17 protein-coding genes are annotated in these 20,785 nt (G+C 74.2%); 9 read left to right on the forward strand and 8 right to left on the reverse strand.

The window, feature by feature from the left end:
* Positions 1-58 precede the first annotated feature (58 nt).
* The 3 genes from ACF1CT_RS21360 to ACF1CT_RS21370 all read right to left on the reverse strand — a co-directional run bounded on the left by ACF1CT_RS21360 (position 59) and on the right by ACF1CT_RS21370 (position 4,711).
* Entirely contained in the window at positions 59-1,831 is a 1,773-nt protein-coding gene (locus tag ACF1CT_RS21360; protein ID WP_391785478.1) for a serine/threonine protein kinase, read from the reverse strand.
* A 132-nt stretch (positions 1,832-1,963) separates the two neighbouring features.
* Positions 1,964-2,965, reverse strand: coding sequence for a LysR substrate-binding domain-containing protein (locus ACF1CT_RS21365; protein WP_391785479.1), 1,002 nt, complete (start codon positions 2,963-2,965; stop codon positions 1,964-1,966).
* Positions 2,966-3,055: 90 nt separating this feature from the next.
* The gene (locus ACF1CT_RS21370; protein WP_391785480.1) at positions 3,056-4,711 is read right to left on the reverse strand and encodes an FAD-binding dehydrogenase; all 1,656 of its coding nucleotides are present in this window, start codon (positions 4,709-4,711) and stop codon (positions 3,056-3,058) included.
* Positions 4,712-5,007: 296 nt separating this feature from the next.
* On the opposite strand from ACF1CT_RS21370, the gene ACF1CT_RS21375 reads away from it, so the two are divergent.
* From ACF1CT_RS21375 to ACF1CT_RS21410, 8 genes are all read left to right on the forward strand, one after another.
* Positions 5,008-5,901 carry a DMT family transporter gene (locus ACF1CT_RS21375; protein ID WP_391785481.1) on the forward strand — a complete coding sequence of 298 codons (894 nt, stop codon included), beginning with the start codon at positions 5,008-5,010 and terminating at the stop codon, positions 5,899-5,901.
* A gap of 216 nt (positions 5,902-6,117) precedes the next feature.
* Entirely contained in the window at positions 6,118-6,747 is a 630-nt protein-coding gene (locus tag ACF1CT_RS21380) for a TetR/AcrR family transcriptional regulator (protein WP_391785482.1), read from the forward strand.
* A 29-nt stretch (positions 6,748-6,776) separates the two neighbouring features.
* Positions 6,777-7,550 carry a glucose 1-dehydrogenase gene (locus ACF1CT_RS21385; RefSeq protein ID WP_391785483.1) on the forward strand — a complete coding sequence of 258 codons (774 nt, stop codon included), beginning with the start codon at positions 6,777-6,779 and terminating at the stop codon, positions 7,548-7,550.
* A 33-nt stretch (positions 7,551-7,583) separates the two neighbouring features.
* Entirely contained in the window at positions 7,584-8,105 is a 522-nt protein-coding gene (locus tag ACF1CT_RS21390; RefSeq protein ID WP_391785484.1) for an NUDIX domain-containing protein, read from the forward strand.
* 150 nt (positions 8,106-8,255) lie between these two features.
* Complete coding sequence (locus tag ACF1CT_RS21395) at positions 8,256-8,651, forward strand: YidH family protein (protein ID WP_391785485.1); 396 nt, start codon at positions 8,256-8,258, stop codon at positions 8,649-8,651.
* A complete protein-coding gene (locus ACF1CT_RS21400; protein ID WP_391785486.1) occupies positions 8,648-8,959 on the forward strand; it encodes a DUF202 domain-containing protein in 312 nt (103 codons plus the stop codon). The genes ACF1CT_RS21395 and ACF1CT_RS21400 overlap by 4 nt, the downstream gene beginning before the upstream one ends.
* 118 nt (positions 8,960-9,077) lie before the next feature.
* Positions 9,078-10,100, forward strand: coding sequence for a phosphotransferase family protein (locus ACF1CT_RS21405; protein ID WP_391785487.1), 1,023 nt, complete (start codon positions 9,078-9,080; stop codon positions 10,098-10,100).
* 4 nt (positions 10,101-10,104) lie between these two features.
* Complete coding sequence (locus tag ACF1CT_RS21410; protein ID WP_391785488.1) at positions 10,105-11,319, forward strand: acyl-CoA dehydrogenase family protein; 1,215 nt, start codon at positions 10,105-10,107, stop codon at positions 11,317-11,319.
* 61 nt (positions 11,320-11,380) lie between these two features.
* On the opposite strand, the gene ACF1CT_RS21415 is transcribed toward ACF1CT_RS21410, so the two are convergent.
* The 5 genes from ACF1CT_RS21415 to ACF1CT_RS21435 all read right to left on the reverse strand — a co-directional run bounded on the left by ACF1CT_RS21415 (position 11,381) and on the right by ACF1CT_RS21435 (position 19,046).
* Positions 11,381-16,045, reverse strand: coding sequence for a HEAT repeat domain-containing protein (locus ACF1CT_RS21415; RefSeq protein WP_391785489.1), 4,665 nt, complete (start codon positions 16,043-16,045; stop codon positions 11,381-11,383).
* A 104-nt stretch (positions 16,046-16,149) separates the two neighbouring features.
* Positions 16,150-16,314, reverse strand: coding sequence for a hypothetical protein (locus ACF1CT_RS21420; RefSeq protein ID WP_391785490.1), 165 nt, complete (start codon positions 16,312-16,314; stop codon positions 16,150-16,152).
* Between the two features lie 109 nt (positions 16,315-16,423).
* Positions 16,424-17,026: a TetR/AcrR family transcriptional regulator gene (locus ACF1CT_RS21425; RefSeq protein ID WP_391785491.1), complete on the reverse strand. Its 603-nt coding sequence runs from the start codon at positions 17,024-17,026 to the stop codon at positions 16,424-16,426.
* Between the two features lie 326 nt (positions 17,027-17,352).
* Positions 17,353-18,120 (reverse strand): SDR family oxidoreductase, encoded by a 768-nt coding sequence (locus ACF1CT_RS21430; RefSeq protein ID WP_391785492.1) that lies wholly within the window; start codon positions 18,118-18,120, stop codon positions 17,353-17,355.
* 266 nt (positions 18,121-18,386) lie between these two features.
* Complete coding sequence (locus tag ACF1CT_RS21435; protein ID WP_391785493.1) at positions 18,387-19,046, reverse strand: DUF1707 domain-containing protein; 660 nt, start codon at positions 19,044-19,046, stop codon at positions 18,387-18,389.
* Between the two features lie 427 nt (positions 19,047-19,473).
* Between ACF1CT_RS21435 and ACF1CT_RS21440 the strand changes: the two genes are divergently transcribed.
* A complete protein-coding gene (locus ACF1CT_RS21440) occupies positions 19,474-20,748 on the forward strand; it encodes an exo-beta-N-acetylmuramidase NamZ domain-containing protein (protein WP_391785494.1) in 1,275 nt (424 codons plus the stop codon).
* The last annotated feature ends 37 nt before the right edge of the window (positions 20,749-20,785 follow it).

Consider the following 20,785-nt stretch of genomic DNA (forward strand, 5'->3'; position numbering starts at 1 on the left):
GGGTGCGGGTGCGCGCGGGTGCGGCAGGGCGGACGCCCGCGCGGGGCAGGTGTTTTGCTCAGGTGCGCCAGAGAAGCCAGGGCGCGTCCCCGCAGTCGAGCTGGAGCACCTGTTCACGTCGCGCGGCGCCCTCCCGCACGGAGGCGCATCTGCCGCTGTTGGCGCTGATCAGCCGCCAGGCGCGGTGCGCGGCGTCGTACCGGAACCGCCAGTACTGGTCGGGGAACAGTCCGTCGTCGTCGCCGCACAGGTACTGCGTCACGACGACCCCCTCCTCCTTGCGCGCGGCGTCCACGGACAGGCACAGACCGCTGTTGCCGTTGCGGACGGAGTACAGCTCGCCGCCCCCGGAACTGTTCCCCTCCTTCGTGAGCTGCCAGAACTGGGCGACTTCACCCGTGCATTCGGCCTGGACCAGTCCCTCGGCGGCGGTCGTGCTGTCGTCGGGCACGGTCAGGCACATCCGGGTGGACGCGTTGGTGAACCGGAACCATCCGGTCGGCAGCGGAGGCGTTCTCGGCGCGACGGTGCGTCGCGGGGCGGCGGAACCGTCCGTCGGCTCCGGCTCCGGCGGTCCCGCCGAGCGCGTGGGTGGGGTGGTCGGTCCGGGAGTCGTCGTGGGCGAGGGCTCGGGGGCGGACGCGGCGGGGCTCCGTGCCCCGGACGCGTCGCTCCCGGGACCGCCCCCCGGAGAACTGCTGGATGCCCCGGCCGCCCGGTCCCCCGCCGCGCCACCGCCGGGAGGAAGTACCGCCCAGACGGCCACACCGACCGCGCTCACGGCTCCGGCCGCGCCCAGACCCGCCGCCCACCGCTTTCCCCGCAGCCGCTTCCCCCGGCCTCCCCGGCCAGCCTCGGACGCCCCGGACTCCTCGGAGACGGCGGAGGCCTTCGGCACCGGGCGCGCGGCGGACGCCTCGGGTTCGGCGGATGCTGCGGGCACTGCGGGTGCTGCGGGCGTCCGGGGTGCCGAGGACACTGCGGGCACCGCGGCGGGCGCGGCCCCGGCCCCCGTCCCGGGAGCGCCCGGAATGCCGCGCAGCCGCTGCTCCACCTCCCTCGCGGACTCCGGGCGTTCTTCCGGACGCTTGGCCAGCAGCTCCCCGACGAGCACGTCCAGCGCACCCGGCAGTCCGGGCCGCAGGGCGCTCGGCACCGGGGGCTCGACGCCGGTGTGCTGGACGCAGAGCTCCTGCCACTCCTCCCCCGTGAACGGCAGTCGACCGGTGCACAGTTGCATCAGCACGCAGCCCAGCGCGTAGAGGTCGGACCGCCCGTCGACGCCGTCGTCGGTCCAGCGCTCGGGCGCCATGTAGGGCAGGGAGCCGATGATCGCGTGCTCACCGGTCAACCGTGCGCCACCGGCCAGTTCCCGGGCGATCCCGAAGTCGAGCACCTTGACCGTGCCGGTCCGGGTGATCATCACGTTGGCGGGCTTTATGTCCCGGTGCACGACCCCCGCGTCGTGCGCGGCGGCCAGGGCCGCGCAGATCTGCGCGGCCCACTCGATCGCGGACGCCAGGGGCGGCAGCCCCCGCTCCAGCACACTCGACAACGGCTCACCGTCGATGAGTTCCATGACGAGGTAGTGGCAGGGTTCTCCGTCGAGATCCGCCTGCCCGAAGTCGTACACGGTGGCGACGTGCGGGTGGGGAAGACTGCCGTTGAGCCGGGCCTCCTGGATCATCCTCAGGCTCGCCTCGGCCGACCGGTGTGTCCCGATCTTGACGGCCACGGCCCGCTGCACCTGCGGGTCGTACGCCTTCCAGACCACGCCGAACCCGCCGGAACCCAGCCTCTCGTCCAGCCGGTAACGGCCGTTCAGAACCACGCCTCGCCTCATGCGCCCCCCAGCGAATCCGACCGCGCACAGCATACGACCGCGGGGGCCCTGCCCCGGGGTGTCGCGTCCGCACTCCCGGCCGCCCGGGCCCGCGCCCGGCACATGCAGGTCCGTCGGCGCTCAGTCCGGGCGGGGGCCCCGGTCGGGGATGCCGTCGTCCGGGGCGGCTGTTCCGGTGTCCGGCGCGGAGGGCCCGGTCTCCGGGGCCATGTGGGCGGCGATCTCCTCCAGGCTCCGGATCAGCGCCTGCGCCGAGGGACCGAGTGCGCGGGCGGCCGACAGGGTGAGCCCGACGCTGTGGCCGATCGGGTCCAACGGCACGGCAAGCCGGACGAGTCGTGCGTCGTCCCGGACGATCAGGCCGGGAAGCGCCGCGACGACATCGGTCTCCAGCAGCAGCTGGCGGATCGTCAGGAAGGAGGTGGTCTCGACCCGGTTCATCGGGAGCGGCATTCCGCGCCGGGCGAAGAACTCCTCGATCTCCCTTCGCAGCGCGGTCTCGGCGCCCGGCAGGATCCACGGGTAGTCCGCGAGATCGGCGAGTTCCACCGCGATCCGCCCGGCGAGCGGGTGCCCGGCCCTGACGACGAGTTCGACCGACTCGTCGTAGAGCTTGCGGCGCGCGATCCGCTCGTCGGAGGGAACGGTGAGCCGGCCGACGACGAAGTCGATGCGGCCCGCCTCCAGCTCCAGGAGCAGTGCTTCCGGCGAGGCCTCCCGGACGACCACGGTCAGGTAGGGGCGTTCCTTCTTGATCTCGGCGATGGCCCGCGGGAGGAGGACGTTCGACCCGGCCAGATGGGTGCCGACGATCACGGTGCCGCGGTCGGCGTCGGCGAGTTCCACCACATGACGGCCCGCCTGGGCGAGCTGGGCAAGTACGGCCCGCGCGTGCTCGGTGAACGCCTCGCCGAAGACGGTGGGGGTGACGCCCCGGGGCCCGCGCTCGTACAGCGGGACGCCGAGGATGTCCTCCAGCTCGTGCAGGCTGCGGGTGGCGGCCGGCTGGGTGACGTGCAGCTCCGCGGCGGCACCGACGACGCTCCCCTGCCGGGACAGCGCGTCGACGAGGACCAGATGGCGGAACTTCAGCCGCCCGTCGAGCAGACGCGGGATCTTCACTCCCCGACTCTATCCGCGGTGCGTGCCGCCGGTCTGGACGGGCCGGGCCGCGCACGGGACGGCGGCGCGGGACCCGGACCGCCGCCGGGCCTACCCGACCGCCTTCGCCGCCGCCCGGCCGGCCGCCCGGCCGGAGAACATGCAGCCGCCGAGGAAGGTCCCCTCCAGCGAACGGTAGCCGTGCATCCCGCCGCCGCCGAAGCCGGCCGCCTCCCCCGCCGCGTACACGCCGGGCAACGGGGAGCCGCCCTCGGTGAGCACCCGGGAGGACAGGTCCGTCTCCAGCCCGCCGAGCGATTTGCGGGTGAGGATGTTGAGCCGCACGGCGATCAGCGGGCCGGCCGCGGGGTCGAGGATGCGGTGCGGGGCGGCCGTCCGGATCAGCCGGTCTCCGAGGTAGGCGCGGGCCCCGCGGATGGCGGTGATCTGGAGGTCCTTGGTGAAGGGATTGGCGATCTCGCGGTCCCGTGCGGTGATCTCGCGGCGCAGCTCGGCCTCGTCGATCAGCTTCTCGCCGGTCAGCGCGTTCATCCCGCGGACCAGGGCGGAGAGGTCCTTCTCGACGACGAAGTCCACTCCGTTGTCCATGAACGCCCGCACCGGTGCCGGTACGTCCGCGCGGGCCCGGCCGATCACCCCGCGCACCGACTTCCCGGTCAGGTCGGGGTTCTGCTCGGAGCCGGAGAGCGCGAACTCCTTGCCGATGATCTTCCGGTCGAGGACGAACCAGGTGTACTCGTAGCCGGATCCCATGATGTGTTCGAGGGTGCCGAGGGTGTCGAATCCCGGGAAGAGCGGAACCGGCAGCCGTCGGCCGCGGGCGTCGAGCCAGAGCGAGGACGGGCCGGGGAGGATCCGGATGGCGTGCTTGTCCCAGATCGGGTTCCAGTTCTCGATGCCCTCGGTGTAGTGCCACATCCGGTCGCGGTTGATGTGGTGGGCACCCGCCTCCTCGGCGATGCCCAGCATCAGACCGTCGACGTGGGCGGGGACGCCGGAGAGCAGCTTCGTGGGCGGGGTGCCGAGCCGCCGGGGCCACTGCTTGCGCACCAGGTCGTGGTTGCCGCCGATGCCGCCGGAGGTGACGATCACCGCCTGGGCCCGCAGCTCGAAGGTGCCGGTCACCGTCCGGCCGCTCGCGGTGCCGCGGGCCGCGGCGCTCGGCTCCAGGATCTCACCGGTCACCGTGTCGACGGTGCCCGCGGTGCTGCCGAGACCGGTGACCCGGTGGCGGAAGCGGAACCGGACGAGGCCCTTGGCCGCGCCTTCCCGCACCCGGCGCTCGAAGGGGGCGACGACGCCGGGGCCGGTGCCCCAGGTGATGTGGAAGCGGGGTACGGAGTTGCCGTGGCCGTTCGCGTCGTAGCCTCCGCGCTCCGCCCAGCCGACGACGGGGAAGAGCCGCAGCCCCCGGGCGTGCAGCCAGGACCGCTTCTCCCCGGCCGCGAAGTCGACGTACGCCTCGGCCCACTTCCGCGGCCAGTGGTCCTCCTCGCGGTCGAAACCGGCCGTGCCCAGCCAGTCCTGGAGGGCCAGCTCGTGGCTGTCGCGGACCCGCAGCCTGCGCTGTTCGGGCGAGTCGACGAGGAAGAGCCCGCCGAAGGACCAGTGCGCCTGACCGCCGATCGACTGCTCGGGCTCCTGGTCGAGGAGGATCACCGAGCGGCCCGCGTCGACCAGCTCGGCGGCGGCCACCAGACCCGCGAGTCCTGCCCCGATCACGATCACGTCAGCGTCGTACGCCATGGGTTCCATCCTTGTCGAGGAGAGTCGAGGAGAGTCGAGGAGAGTCGAGAAGGGGCGGGGAGAGCCGGGGAGGTCGGGGAGAGGCGGTGGGATCCGTCGGGCCCCGCCCGTCGGCCACTCGGCCGTACCGGGTGGCGGTCCGGTCCGCGCAGGGAAGTTACTCGTGCGTCAGATCCTCTGCACCGCCCGCCGCGACGTCAACAGCCCGGTCGGCGGTACTCCGGCCGCGTTCGCCGCCCGGAAGCGCTATCGTCGAAACAAATCACCCATTTCTGGCCTTACTTGAGGGTAGAAGCGTGTCGGTGCTGGTCGTCGTGCTCGCCGTGAGTGCCGCCTGTTGCCTGGGGTTCGGCTTCGTCCTCCAACAGGCCGCCGCTTCGCACGCTCCGAGAAGCGACTACCTCTCACCCCGGCTGCTGCTGGACCTGATGCGGGTGCGGAGCTGGCTGGCCGGAATCGGCCTGATGGTCTGCGGCATGGTGCTGGGCGCGCTGGCACTGGGCAAGGGCGAGGTCTCCCTCGTCGAACCCCTGCTCGCCACCAATCTGCTCTTCGCCATGGCCCTGTCACGCCATCGCACCGGGCAGCGGCTGGGGCATCAGGGCTGGGCCGGGCTGTGGCTGCTGGCCGGCGGCGTCACCGCCTTCCTGCTGGCGGGCGAACCGAAGGGCGGCGAGGCGGTGACCGATCCGCTGCGGCACTGGCTGGTCATCGGCGTGGTCGTGGGCGTCGCCCTGCTGCTCACCACCATCGCCAAACGCCACCGCTCCGGGGCCGCCCCGGCCCTCCTCGCGGTGGCCGCGGGGCTGCTGTACGGATTGCAGGACGCGCTCACCCGACTCACCGGCCAGCGGATCTCCGACGACGGCTTCGCGGCGCTGTGGACGACGTGGCAGCCGTACGGCGTGGTGGTGCTCGGGGTGACCGGGCTGCTCCTGGTGCAGAGCGCTTTCGAGACGGGGCCGCTGCGGGTCTCGCTGCCCCCGCTGACCGCCGCCCAGCCGTTGGCCGGGATCGCCTGCGGGGTCGGCTTCCTCGGCGACCGGCTGCGCACCGACGCGGTCGCGCTGACCTGGCAGGCCTCCGGCCTTGTGGCGATCGTCGTCGGCATCGTGCTGCTGGGACTGCATCCGGCCATGCCGGAGGGGCCGGTGGGCAGACACCGGCACAAGAGCCTCCAGCCGAACTGAACGACGCCCCCGGGGCGCGACCGGTCGTACGGTCGTGCCCCGGGGGCACGCCTCCGGCCCGCTCCCCCGCCTCGCCGGCGCGCGTCCGGCCCGATCCCGGACACCGCGTCGGCACCCCGCGCCCACGCCCCGCCGCCCGGGACGGTGCGGCGTCTTTCCGGTCACATGGACCCACCCGCCCTGGCTATTAATAATGGCCAGCATTAAAGTATCGGCGTGACGAGAACGTCAGGACAAGAGACCAGGGACAAGCTGATCCGCGCGGCCGAGGAGATCTTCGCCGCGCAGGGAACCGACGGCGCGCAGCTGCGGGACATCGTCCGGCTGGCCGGACAGGCCAACCCCTCCGCGGTCCAGTACCACTTCGGCTCCCGTGCGGGACTGCTCGACGCGGTGATGGAGGGACGCCAGGCCCGTACCGAACGGGTGGTCGCGCCGCTGCTGGACGGACTGGGTCCGGACTGCGGCGTACGGGAGCTCCTGACCGCGCTGGTGACGGCCGAGGCGAGTCTGCTCGCCGACGACCGCGGCCGTCGCTGCCTGCGGATCTCGGCGCAGCTCAGCCATGAGACGGGGCTGCGGACCGGCCGGCCGCACCCCGCCCTGGACGGCACCGCCTACGGGCGGCTGATCGGCCGTGTCGGGGACCGTCTGGGCGCACTGCCCGAACCGGTGCGCCTGGAGCGCATGGACCTGGCGCTCACCCTGATCGGCGCGGCGCTCGCCGACCGCGCCCGCCAGGGTCTCGACGGCACCCGGCCGCTCACCGGCGAGGAGTTCTTCCTCGCCGACCTCGTCGGGACCACCACCGCGTTCCTGCACGCACCCGTGCCGGGCAGCGCGTGAACCACCCGCACCACACGAAGGACAGTGCCATGACCGAAACCAGCAAGCTCGACGGCAGGACCGTCGTCATCACCGGCGGCGCCCGGGGCCTGGGCGCCGAGGCCGCCCGCCTCGCCGTGGCGGGAGGCGCCCGGGTGGTGATCACCGATGTGCTCGACGACGAGGGCGCCGCCACCGCCGCCGGGCTCGGGCCGAACGCCCGCTTCCTGCACCACGACGTGACCTCCGAGCAGGACTGGCAACGCGTGGCGGAGTTCGCCGTCGCCGAGTTCGGACGGATCGACGGCCTCGTCAACAACGCCGGCATATCGACCGGCCAGCCGCTGGAGACGGAGACGGTCGAGCACTTCCGCAAGGTGATCGACATCAACCTGACGGGCGTCTTCATCGGCATGCGGACCGTGATCCCGGTGATGCGGGAGAACGGAGGCGGTTCGATCGTCAACATCTCCTCGGCCGCGGGGCTGATGGGCCTCGCCCTGACCTCCAGCTACGGCGCCTCGAAGTGGGGCGTGCGCGGGCTCACCAAGGTCGGCGCGGTGGAGCTGGGCACGGCCGGGATACGGGTGAACTCCGTCCACCCCGGCATGGTCTACACGCCGATGACCGCGTCCACCGGCATCCAGCCGGGGGAGGGCAACTACCCGAACACCCCGATGGGCCGGGTCGGCGAGGCCCGGGAGATCGCGGAGGCCGTGGTCTTCCTGCTCTCGGACGCGGCCTCGTACGTCACCGGCGCCGAGCTGGCGGTGGACGGCGGCTGGACCACCGGCCCGACCGTCAAGTACGTCATGGGGCAGTGAGCGCCGTCGGTGGTCTGATGTTGGATGAGGGGCATGACTCCCTCGGAAGAGATCCTTGACATCGTCGACGAGAACGACGTGGTCGTGGGGCAGGCCCCGCGCGGTGAGGCGACCGCGCGGGGCCTGCGTCATCGCTGTGTCTTCATCGAGGCCCGGGACGCCTCGGGGAGGCTCTTCGTGCACCGCCGCACCCCCACCAAGCTGGTCTTCCCGTCCCGCTACGACATGTTCGTCGGCGGGGTGGTCGGGGCCGGCGAGTCGTACGACGAGGCGGCGCTGCGGGAGGCCGAGGAGGAGCTGGGGGTGCGCGGGCTGCCCCGCCCCGAGCCGCTGTTCACGTTCCTCTACGAGAGCGCCGAGCACTCCTGGTGGAGCCGCGTCTACCAGGTACGGTGCGAACTGCCGGTGAACCCGCAGGCCGAGGAGGTCGCCTGGCACACCTTCCTCACCGACGCGGAGCTGGAACGCCGGCTCGGCGACTGGGATTGGGTGCCGGACGGTCTGGAGACCTACCACCGGCTGCGCTCCCACCGGGCGGGCGGCCCGGCCCACTGAGCCCGGGCGGCGACGGGCGGCCGGGCGGCGCGCCCGCGGACGACGAACACACCGGGTCCGCCGCGTCCGCCGGACGCACGCCGGGAGGCACCGGCCCGGCGGCGGACACGGGTGGCGGCACGGCGCGACGAACGAGGGCAGGTTTCAGGAGTGAACGAATTCGTACGAGGGGTGCGGCTGTGGTTCGCGCCGCAGCGGGTCCGCGAGGAGGGCGACACCCCCGACTACCGGTTCTCGCTCGCCAACGAGCGGACGTTCCTCGCCTGGATCCGGACCGCTCTCGCGTTGATCGGCGGCGGTTTCGCTGTCGACCAGTTCCTCCCGGAGCTGGTGTGGGCGGTCCGGGCCGGACTGGCGCTGGCGCTGCTGGCGGCCGGTGTGCTCTGCGCGCTGCGGGCCATCAACCACTGGGTGCGGTGCGAACGGGCGATGCGGCGCGGCGAGGACCTGCCGGTCTCCAGATTCCCGACGCTGCTCGGTCTCGCGGTGGCCGTCGTCGCCGTCGCGATGGTGCTGGTGGTCTTCTTCGGCTGGGAGGGCCGGTGACGTCCGGTCCGCGCGACCCCGGGCTGCAGCCCGAGCGGACCAGACTGGCCTGGCGACGCACCACGCTGTCCTGCACGGTGGCGGCGCTGCTCGCGGTCCGGCAGGCACTGAACGGCGGGGCGGGGCCGGTCGCGCTCGGCGCCGTGGCCCTGAGCGCGACCGCCTGGCTGGGCTTCCTGCTGGTGGCGCACCGGCGGGTACTCGGTCTGGGCGCCGCGCGGCCGGGTCCGCTCCCGGCCCGGGGTGCGCTGGCCGCGGCGGCGTGCGTGATCGCGCTCGCGGTGTTCGCCGCCGCCATGGTGTTCTGAGCCCGCGGGATCGGGGCGCGCGCCCCGGTCCGGACCGGATTCCGGGAGCCCACTGGACGACATACCGACTGGTCGGCATCATGAACTCCAACCGTCTCTCAGCCCGGAGGTGCGCACGATGAGCCCAGTCCACCCGCCAGGTCTCGACCTCGACCGCCTGCGCGGGCATCTCGACCACGAACTGCCGGGCCTGGTGAACGGACCACTCGAAGCCCGGCTCGTCGAGGGCGGCCGCTCGAATCTCACGTACCTCGTGACGGACGGCTCCGGACGCTGGGTCGTCCGCAGGCCCCCACTGGGTCACGTACTGGCCACCGCCCACGACATGGGGCGCGAGCACCGGGTCATCAGCGCCCTCCACCCGACGGCGGTTCCGGTGCCCGAACCGGTGCTGCTCTGCGAGGACGACTCGGTGATCGGGTCGCCCTTCTACGTCATGGAGTACGTCGAGGGCACCCCGTACCGCACCGCCGAACAGCTCGCCCCGCTGGGTGCCGCCCGCACCCGGGCGGCCGTCCTCGGACTCGTCGACACCCTCGTCGACCTGCACGCCGTGGACCCGCGGACCGTCGGGCTCGGCGACTTCGGCCGGCCCGAGGGCTTCCTCGAACGGCAACTGCGCCGCTGGGGCAAGCAGCTCGACGCCTCCCGCGACCGCGAACTGCCCGGCATCGACGAACTGCACGCCGCGCTCGGCCGCACGCTGCCCGACTCGCCCGCACCGACCGTCGTGCACGGCGACTACCGCCTGGACAACGTGCTGATCGGCCCGGACGACCGGATCAGGGCCGTCCTCGACTGGGAGATGTCGACGCTCGGCGACCCGCTGACCGACCTCGGTCTGCTGGTGATGTACAGCTCCGATCTCGGCCTGGCGGACTCCCCGGTCTCCACCACCAGCGGCGCGCCCGGCCATCCCTCCCCCGCCGAACTGATCGGGCGCTACGCCGCCCGCTCCGGCCGGGACACCTCCGCCCTCTCCTGGTACACGGCGTTCGCCTGGTTCAAGCTTGCCGTGATCCTGGAGGGCATCCACTACCGCTACACCCTCGGCCGGACCCTCGGCGCCGGCTTCGAACGGATCGGCGACCTCGTCCCCGTCTTCATCGAACACGGCCTCACCGCCCTCCAGGAAGGCTGACCCCATGGACTTCGCATTCGACGCGCGCACCGAGGAACTGCGCGGCAGGCTCCTCGCTTTCATGGACGAGCACGTCCACCCGGCCGAGCGGATCGCCGAGGAGCAGCGCGCGCGGCTCGCCTCCCCGTGGGACACGCCGCGGGTCGTCGAGGACCTGAAGGCCGAGGCGCGGCGGCAGGGGCTGTGGAACCTCTTCCTCCCCGACGCCGAGTACGGGGCCGGGCTGACCAACCTCCAGTACGCCCCGCTCGCCGAGATCACCGGCCGCTCGCCGCAGCTCGCGCCGACCGCGGTCAACTGCGCGGCCCCGGACACCGGGAACATGGAGGTGCTCCACCAGTTCGGCGACGACGAGCAGAAGAAGCGGTGGCTGGAGCCGTTGCTCGCCGGGGAGATCCGCTCGGCGTTCGCCATGACGGAACCCGACGTGGCGTCGTCGGACGCGACCAACATCGAGACCCGGATCGTGCGCGACGGCGGTGACTACGTCATCAACGGCCGCAAGTGGTACATCTCCGGCGCGATGAACCCGGACTGCCGGATCTTCATCGTGATGGGGAAGACCGACCCCGAGGGCGCCGACGTCCGCCGCCAGCAGTCGATGATCCTGGTCCCGCGCGACACCCCCGGCCTCGAAGTACGGCGCGCCATGCGGGTGTACGGCTACGAGGACCATGACCACGGCGGCCACGCCGAGGTGGTGTTCACCGACGTGCGGGTGCCCGCCGCGAACCTGATCGGCGAGGAGGGCGGTGGTTTCGCCATCGCCCAGGCGCGGCTGGGACCGGGCCGCATCCACCACTGCATGCGGCTGATCGGGATGGCGGAGCGGGCGATCGAGCTGATGTGCCGGCGTTCCGTGTCCAGGACGGCCTTCGGGAGGCCGCTCGCCCAGCAGGGCGTCGTGCAGGACTGGATCGCCGACGCGCGGGTCACGGTGGAGCAGTTGCGGCTGCTGGTGCTGAAGACGGCGTGGCTGATGGACACGGTCGGCAACCGGGGCGCTCACACGGAGATCCAGGCCATCAAGATCGCCACCCCGCGCGCGGTGGTGGACATCCTCGACCGGGCGGTGCAGCTGCACGGAGCGGGCGGGGTGAGCCAGGACTTCCCGCTTGCCGAACTGTGGGCGGCGGCCCGGACGCTGCGCCTGGCCGACGGGCCGGACGAGGTGCACCAGCGCTCGTTGGCCCGGCGCGAGATCAAGCGGTACCTGTAGGCCCGCGGGACGGCGCGCCCCCGGTCCGGGACTGTCGGGCCCGGGCCCGGGGGGCGTGTCCTCAGTCGTCGGGCGGCTCCGGGGCCCGTTCGGCGGTGATCCGGTCGAGCACGGAGGTGTAGCGGGCGCGCCGGTCGGGACGGGCGTGGTCGGCGGCCCGGCGCAGGGCCGGGACCGCCGCCTCGCCCAGGGCGGCGAGTCCTTCGGCGGCCGCCCCGCGCACGACGGGGTGGGAATGCGTGAGCAGTGCCGTCACGGCCGGGGCGGCGGGCGCCCAGCCCGCCCGGCAGAGCGTGCGGACGGCCATGCGTGTCACATCGGGCCGGGGGTCGTCCAGCAGCAGCGCGGTGTGGCCCAGGTGGGTGTCGCGGTCCAGCATCGCGCGTGAGGTCCGGTGGGCGCGCAACCGGACCCTGGCCCGGGGGTGGCGCAGCAGTTCGTCGAGCAGGGCGCGCAGGGCGGGGTCCCGGTCCGGTTCCGGGCCCGGGTGCGTCTCGGCGAGTTCCGTCAGCGCCCGGCATGCCTGTTCCTGGCTTCCGGTGCGGGCCAGGTCCAGCAGTGCGCGCCGGGACGGGCGGTGCGGTCTTGGCGCGGGCGCCGCGGGGAGCGGGGCGCGCGGGGCCTCGCGCGCCGCCGCGTCCCGCCGGGCGGCGTCCGGGCCGCGCAGCGGGCCGTCGACGAGCACGAGCCGGTCCGCGAGCGCGTCGTGTCCTTCGGCGCGCAGCCGCTCGCGGGTGCGGGTCAGCGCGGGGGTGCGCAGCAGCTCTCTGTCGAGGATCAGGTCGAGGCAGCCACGGGCTCCGGCGGCGAACCGTTCCTGGACGAACTCGGCGAGGGCGTCGGCGGGATGGGCTCTCAGGGTGTCGGCGAGCGCGGGCCGCTCCGCGGCCGGGGCCTGCTCCCACCATTCCAGCAGCAGCGGCACCAGCCCCTCCCGGTCCGTCGCATCGAGCTTCCGGGCCACGCGGGCCACCCGTTCGCGCAGGATGTCGTCGCCGCTCAGTTCCGCCGGTTCCATGGAGGTCAGCAGGTGGGCGAGGCGGGCTTCGACGGGCAGGTCGACGCGTCCGCGGAGGAACGCGCGCAGCACCGGCAGCCGCTCCCGGTGGCCGGGCCAGGTCGCCAGGGCTCGGGCGGCGGTCTCCCTGCGGTCGGCGGCGGGTGATTCCAGCATGGCCAGCAGGCGTTTCCGCAGCGGCGCGGAGCGGGGCTGATCGAGGTCGTCGGGGCGGATCCGCCGGGGTTCCGGGGCGGGGGTGCGGGCGGTCTCGGCGAGGGTCCAGGGCGGCGCGTCGAGCGGCTGGAGCGCCTCCATCCAGTCGAGCAGGGCGTCCCGGATCCCGGGGCCGGCGCCGTGGTGGGCGTCGATCAGCGCGGCAAGGCGCTCCCGCGAGCCGACCGCGCCGTCGTCGCGCCGCCGGAACTCCGCCAGCGCGTCCGGACCGCGGACCGCGTCGCGCAACGCCTCCCGCCAGGCGCGGAGTCCGGCGGACGGGGGTGCGGCGGACGCCGCCGCGGGTTCCGGCGTTCCGAACGCCTCGCGGAGCACCGCGGTCACGGCGTCCCAGGGGTCGCCGCCGAGCCGGGCCGACGCGAGCGCGTGGTCGAGGTCGGTGCGCAGCAGTACGGCGCCGAGGCGGCGCAGCAGCGTCAGCGTGGAGCGGTGCGGTGTCGCGGGCGCCGGGCGCAGGGCCCGTACCGCGGCGACGGCGGCCGGGCCGCGGACCGCCGGCAGTGTCGGCGCGACCTCTTCGAGCAGCGCGATCAGATCGTGCCGGTGCTCGTCCCGCGCGACGGCGAGCGCGTCGAGCAGGACCGGCAGGGACCGGGCGCACACCACGCGTTCGTCGGCCGTCCGGGGCGCGGGGCAGACGCGCAGCACCAGCCGCACCACGTGCGACCGGGACGCGGGTCGCGCGGCGGCCAGCCGGAGCCAGTCGCCGAGCAGGGGGCGCAGTCGCTCACGTTGCCCGGCACCGAGCGCGCCGGAGCGCCCGGCGAGGCGCAGCGCGGTCGCGGAGTCCCAGCCGCGCGCCACCAGCGCCGCGACGTCGGGTTCGGCGGTGTCGTCCGTCGGCGGCCCGTCGGCGCCGGCCGGGGCGGCGATTCCGTGCCGGGCCAGGGCCGCCGCCAGCTCCGCCACCGTTCCGGAGGCCAGGGCCACACGGCCGGCCGCCACCAGTGCGAGCAGGGGCGCCGCCACCGGGGACTCCTGGTCGTCCAGGGCGAGGACGGCGCCTGACGCGAGGGTGCCGTGGAGCCCTTCCAGGAGCAGGGTGCGGGTCCGGTCGTCCGGGGCCCGCTCCGCGGCGGCGAGGAGGGTCGCGGCGTACGCGTCGCCGAGGACGGCGCGCAGGGCGGCGACCAGCGAGTCGCGCAGCCCGGGGTTGTCGTGGTGCCCGAGCCGGTGCAGGAGGCGGGGCACGGCCTCCGGTGTGCCCGCCCGGGCCAGTGCCCGGGCGGCGGTCTTCCGGATGTTCATGTTCGGGTGGTCGAGGCGGGCGGCGATCGCCCCGGACGCCCAGTGGGCCTCGGCGTGCCCCAGGGCCAGCAGGGCCTGCCGGACGGTCTGGATGTCCCCGGCGCCGGTCAGCGCGATCAGGGAGGCGGACAGCGCCTGTGCGTCCTCGCCGGTGCTGTCGCGGGCGAGCAGGGCGATGACGTGCTTGCGCACGTGCCGGTCGCGGTGGCGCAGCAGCCGGTGGACCCGGGAACGGGTACCGGGCCAGGGTGCTCCGAGCAGTGCTTCGAGCAGGATCGCCCGTTCCGGGTCGGTGAGCCCGGGCCGGTCCAGCAGGTCCAGGACCGTGGTCGCGACGAGGGCGTGGCCCGCCTGTTCCGCGTCCGCCGCGTCGAGCAGGCAGACCGGCCGGATCGCGCCCCGTTCGTACAGTCGGCGGCCGAGGCCGTGGACGGCGTCCAGGACGTTCCGGGGCACCACCGGCTCGGCGCCCGGCCGGTCCGCGGCGTGCGTTCCGGCCGGGCCGCCCGGCCACGCGGTGCCCCGGGCCCCGGGGACCGGGGGATGTTCCCGGGCGTCCGCCGCATCGGCGACCACGCGCAGCAGCAGGTCGGCGACGGCCGGCAGGGAGCCCGCCGTGCCGTGGGCGGCCGTCCGGCACAGGGCCGCCACCGGGTCGCCCCGGTCCGGGCGGGCGCTCAGCAGGGCGAGTTCCCGTTCGTCGGGACCGCCGAGCCCGGCCGCCACGCGGGGCGGCAGGTCGAGCGGGTCGAGCCGGGTCAGCAGGTCCTGCCGTTGTTCCGGGTCGGTGGTCAGCTGCCAGAGCAGTTCGACGGCGCGGTGTCGTACGGCGCGCAGGTGGGGTGCGGCCGGGGCCCCGGCCGGGCCCAGGGCGGCGCGCAGCACCCGCACCGTGCGCTTTCCGCCGATGGCCTCCAGCGCGTCCAGGGCCGGGGCGGGGGCCGAGGGCAGCAGTGCGAGCACGGCCTCCTCCGCCCGGGTGTGGCGCAGTGCGCGGATCGCGTGCAGGAACGGGCCGGGGGCGGGGGCCGACGGGAGCAGCCGGGTGATCGCCGCCCCGACCGGGAGTTCGCCCACGCCCTGTCGTGCCAGCGACACCAGCAGGTCGAGCCGTCGCGGCCAGGAGAGGGCGCCGGGGGCCGCGTCCGTCAGTTCCCGCAGCGCCTCCTCCCGGCAGGTGTACAGGATCGTCGTCACCTCGTCGGCCGGGATCGCGTGGTCGGCCAGGGCCAGGCCGATGACCGCCGGTACGTGCGGCCCGGTCACGAAGTGCCCGCGCCGGTGGAGACCGCGCAGGCAGGTCACTGCGGGTCCGCCGAGGAGCAGCGGATCGCTCGCGGCGAGCGCCGTCAGCGCGCCGACGGCGTCGCGGTCCGCCGATTCGCCGAGCAGTTCCATCGCCCGTCGGCGCGTTCCCGGTGCGAGTTCCGGGGTGTCGAGGGCGCGCCACAGCAGGTCCTGGTGGCCGTGGCGTGCGGCGGCCAGCAGGGCGGCGTCGGCCGTCCCGGGCCGGGGGTGCGGTGGGCCGGCGGCGAGGAACGGGGCCAGGTGTCGCGGTGGCAGGGGTTCCGTCGCCGCCCAGGGCTCGGCGAGTTCGCGCAGGGCGTCGGTGACGACCGGGTCGTCGTCCGCGCCGAGCAGGGCGGTGAGTGTGCGCCGGACCCGGGCGGGTGCCAGGAGCCCGGCGCGCAGTCCTCGACGGGCGAGCCGCAGCGCCTCGGCCCGGAGCACCGGGTCGCCGCTCCCGGCGAGTTCGTCCACCAGCCGGGCGGGCCGGGGCGCGCGGGTGAGGTCCGTGTCGCGTATCGCCTGGTAGAGGAGTTCGCCGCGGGGCTCGTCCCGGATCAGGGACGGGTCGTGGAGGAGGTCGGCGCGCAGCCACGCGATCCTCACCCGGGCCGGCGGGTCGGCCGTGCGCCATGCCGGGCGGGGGCGGTCGCGCAGGTAGGGGGCGAGGCGCTCGTACAGTCCGGCAAGGAGCAGGTCCGACTCCGGTTGTCCCGTCAGCGTTGCGGGCAGCAGGGCGGCGAGTCGTTCCCCCTCCGCCTCGTCGAACGGGCCGCCGGACGTGACGTGCTCGTCGAGCAGTACCAGTCCCGGCCCGCGAAGGGCCGGGTCCTCGTGCCGGATCAGGCGTCCGAGCACGGCGGGTTCGCGGTGCCCGGTGTCAAGGAGCCCGGACAGGCGGTCGGCGTCGACGCGGCGTACGGCGTCGTGGATCTGTGTGTCGGTCGGCGTCCTCACCACCGGATGCTAACGACGGCGCTCCCGGCGTCGCCAACGGTTTCGTGCCGGGGCGCGGGCCCGCGACGAGCGCACCGCCCGTCCCCGGCGTCGGCCCGGTGTCCTCAGTAGCCGCCGAACGGCGCGTGGTCCGCGAGCGCCAGGTCGCGGGCGAAGGCGCGCAACCGCAGCAGGCACCGGGCGAGGAGCCGTACGGCCGGCGCGCGGCTCGGCCCGTACGCCGCGGCCCACAGGGCGGGGACGCGCGCGGAGGGCTGGAGGTGGGGCATGGATCCAGCTTCGCCCGGCAGCGGCGACCGGTCCAACAGGAGGTTCGGCGGGCTGCCGCCGCTTTCCCGGCGGCCGGCGGCCGGGACGGGGCCGCGGCCGACGCGGAACCTACGGTCGCAGCGCGCGCAGCAGCAGGTCCGCCAGGTGGTCGGCCACCTGCTGTCGGCTGAGCGGGCCGTCGGGCCGGTACCAGGTGGACAGGTGGTGGACGGAGCCGAAGTGGTAGTCGACGATCAGGTCCGCCGGGGTGGCGGTGGAGAACACCCCGCTGCGCTGGCCCTCCTCGACCAGGGCGCGGAAGCCCTCGTGGTAGCGGCGCCGCGCCGCCCGGACCTGCTTGTTCTTCTCCGGGCTCAGGTGGTGCATGGAGCGGAAGAAGATCGAGGCGTCGTCGAGGTTCTCGATGGTGGTGACGACCACGTCCGCGGCGGCGTCGCGCAGCCGCTTCTCGACCGGGTCGTCGGCTCCGGCGAAGGCGTCGAGGCGCTCCTGCTGGAGCCGGAGCACCCGGGCGTAGACCTCCTGGAGGAGGTCCTCCTTGGAACCGAAGTAGTGGTACAGCGCGCCCTTGGTGACGCCCGCCGCCTCGACGATCTCCTGGACCGAGGTCCGGTCGTAGCCCCGCTCGGCGAAGAGCCGGGTGGCGGCGGCCAGCAGTCGCCGGGGCACGGGGGCCGGTTCCTCCGGTTCCCCGTGCTTCGCCTTGGCCATGGCCGCCACCTTCCTTCCGGCTGTGCACGGTCCGCCGCCGTGCGTGGGATCGAGTACGCGGTCTGTCGACGGGAACGCGGTTCCCGCCCGAGGATCTTCCCACTCGCCGCCCTCGGGGGTTCGGCCAGGATCTCGCCCCCGCGCGCGGGCGTGCCGTCCGGGAACGCGGTGGCGGTGGCCCGGGGAGCGGCCGGTGACCGGGGGCGTGCGCCGGGCGGGGCCGCCGGGGCGGCGGTGCGCCGACGGAGGAGATCACCCGGAGGGGGAAGAGGTGTTCGGGGTGGTGTCGGGGTGGGAGGGCGGGGCCGGTGAGGCCGTCGGCCCGCTCAAGCGCCGTTCCTCTCCCAGGCGCGCTGGAGGCGGTTCATGCCGCCGAGCCAGCGGTCGGTGTCCTGGGCACGGGCGCGGTAGAACCCGGCGACCTCGGGGTGCGGCAGCACGAGGAAGCGGTCCTCCGCCATGGCGTCGAGGAGTGCGTCGGCGACCGCCTCCGGCTCGATCGCGCCGGGGACGAGGACGAGCTCACCGGCCGATCCGGCGGCGGTGAGCATGTCGGTGCGCACCCCCTGCGGGCAGACGGCGTGCACCTTGATCCCGCGGTGTCCGTAGGTGAGGGAGAGCCATTCGGCGAAGGCGACGACACCGTGCTTGGTCACGCTGTACGGCGCGGCGCCGATCATGGTCAGCAGCCCGGCGGCCGAGGCGGTCGAGACGAACCGGCCACCGCCGCGCTCCAGCCAGTCGGGCAGCAGCGCCCTGGCCGCCCGGACATGGGCCATGACGTTGACGTCCCAGGCGGCGGCCCAGACGTCCTCGTCGGCGAAGACGTCGCCGGGCGAGGCGAGGCCGGCGTTGGCGCAGTAGACGTCGACGCGGCCGTCCAGCGCGTCCCGGGCGGCGTCCAGGGTCAGGGAGGCGTCACCGACGACCGCGACGGCCCCGATCTCCGCGGCGAGTGCCTCGGTCCGGGCCGCGTCGAGGTCGTTCACCACGACCCGCGCTCCCCCGGCCGCGAACCGGCGGGCGAGTGCGGCGCCGATGCCGCCTCCGGCCCCCGTGACCACCACTCCCGCGCCCTGCACCGTGTCACCCATCCGTCCCGCCTCTCTCAGCCGCTTCCCCCGGCAGACTAACCAGTCGGTATGTGGGAGCGGAAGAGACCGGCGCCTCCCGGGGGAGTCTGCCGGCGCGCCCGGGAGGCGTCCCCGGGAAGACCGCCGACCGGGACGGCCGCCGCACGGCACCCGACCGGTCGCGGCGAAGAGCGGGCGTTTGCCGTCGAGGCCCGAGCGGTCCGGGTCGCTCGGGTTCGCGGGCCGAGGGCCGTCCGGCGATCCCCGGCGGGAGGGCCCTGGGGGAGTCAGTTCCCCGCAGGGGGAGACGCGGGCCCGCGCAGCAGCCACTGACCGAACGTCCGGCGCGGGGGCCGCACCACCACGCGGCCGTAGGCCTTCCGTCCGACCAGCTCCACCCGCAGAATGACCGGCGTGTCGGGATCCGTCGGAGCCTGACGGTTCGTGACCCTGCTGTGCGCCAGCTGCAGACCGTCGGTGTCGACGACGACGCCCGGCCTCGTGACCAGCGTCAGGGTCTTCCCCGCCATGTCCACGTCGATCTGCAAGGTGTCGTGCGTGATCACCGCGTCGGTGAAGTCAAGCGTCACCGCGCAGAACGTCAACGCGAGTTCCAGCCTCCGCGGTACCACCCAGCGCCCCACCCGCTCGACCGCGCCGCTGTGGACCTGTTTGATCCGGACCACGTCCTTGACCTCCGCTCCGGCCGTACCGACCGTGGCCGATGCGGGCGGCAGGTCGGCGGTGAGCGTGGCGAGTTCGCTCAGGGTCCGCGCCGACAGGGCGGTTTCCACGCGCTCGTCCAGCTCGTCCACGGTCAGCAGGCCGTCCCCCGCCGCGATACGCAGCACATCCACCACCCGGTCCCGGTCGGCATGCGAGGCTCGCAGCTCGGACGACGAGCCGGGGCCGGAACGCTTCCCGGTGGGCGCAATCTCTCCTGACATGCTTCCGTCCTGATCCTGTCGAACGTCTCCGCGCGACGCAGGCGGCGGCGCGAGTGGACGACCAACGCCATATCGCGGCATGAGCCCCGGCCGGGCCTCATCGCGGCGAGACCGCGGCCGACGGCGGATCGTGGTGCGCGGCATCCATCATGCCGAGGCCCGATGACGGCAACAACCTTGTCTCATGGGCAAGTTCACGCTGTACTCCCGGGCCGCTCCAGCGCGTCCGGCATACGCGGAGCCCTCGCGCCCGCCGCATCCCCCGCACCCGCCCCGCCCCCTCGTACCCGCCGCGTCCCGCGCGTCCGTCGCACCCGTCGCACCGTTCGGGTCCGTCACACCCACCGCGTCCGGATCGTTCCGCGGGGAGTGATCGCGCGCTAGCGTGCGTGACCATGACAGACGGCGCGATCATGGAGGTAGCCGAATGAGCCTGTCCAGACGTGGTTTGCTGGCCGCCGGCGGCGCGGTGGGCGCCCTCGCGGCGTCGGCCGCCGGGAGCGGGAGCGCGGCCGCCGCGCCGACGCCCGGCAGGGGGCACGGCAACGGGAACGGCCGGGTCCGCACCGGCTTCGACCGGCTCGCCGAGGACGGCTACCGGCTGCTGAGGGGCCAGAAGGTCGGAGTGGTCACCAACCCGACGGGGATCACCTCCGACGTGCGGCACATCGTCGACGTGATGCACCCCGACGACCGGGTGAACCTGATCGCGGTCTTCGGCCCCGAGCACGGCTTCCGCGGCACCGCGCAGGCGGGAGGTTCGGAGGGGCGGTACGACGATCCGGCGACCGGGCTGCCGGTCTACGACACGTACCTGAAGAGCGGACAGCCGCTCGCCGACGTGTTCACCGCGTCCGGCGTGGACACGGTCGTCTTCGACATCCAGGACGCGGGAGCCCGCTTCTACACGTACATCTGGACCCTGTACGACTGCATGGAGGCGGCGGCGCTCGCGGGCAAGCGCTTCGTGGTGCTGGACCGGCCGAACCCGGTGACCGGCCGGGCGGCGCTGGGGCCGGTCCTCGATCCGGCGTTCGCCACATTCGTGGGCCGCCGCGAGATCGCGCAGGCGCACGGCATGACGGTCACCGAACTGGCGCTGCTGTTCAACGAGGAGTTCCTCGCCCGGCCGGTGGACCTGCGGATCGTGAAGATGTCGGGCTGGAGGCGCGCGGACTTCTTCGACGCGACGGGCCTGCCGTGGGTGCCGCCGAGCCCCAACATGCCGACACCGGACACGGCGCTGGTCTACGCCGGCACCTGCCTGTTCGAGGGCACGAACCTCTCCGAGGGTCGGGGCACGACCCGCCCCTTCGAACTGCTCGGCGCGGAGGGCATCGACCACCGCTGGGCGGACGCGGCGAACGCGCTGAGGCTTCCGGGGGTCGCGTTCCGCGAGGCCTACTTCGCGCCGACGTTCTCCAAGTTCGAGGGGAAGACGGTCGGCGGGGTGCAGGTGCACGTCCACGACCGCGCGGCCTTCGATCCGGTGCGCACCGGCATCGGGCTGCTGGTGACGGCGAAGCGGACCTGGAGCGGGTTCGCATGGCGCTCCGACAACTGGATCGACAAGCTCACCGGCAACACCCGGGTCCGCACGATGATCGACGCCGGGGCGGACACGGACGAGGTGGTCGCGGCCTGGGCGAAGGATCTCGCCGCCTTCCGGGCCGTCCGCAGGAAGTACCTCCAGTACCGGTGAGACGGACCGGGCGGGCCCGGAATTCGGGCCCGCCCGG

This window comes from Streptomyces sp. NPDC014734 (assembly GCF_043083325.1).
Classification (GTDB): domain Bacteria; phylum Actinomycetota; class Actinomycetes; order Streptomycetales; family Streptomycetaceae; genus Streptomyces.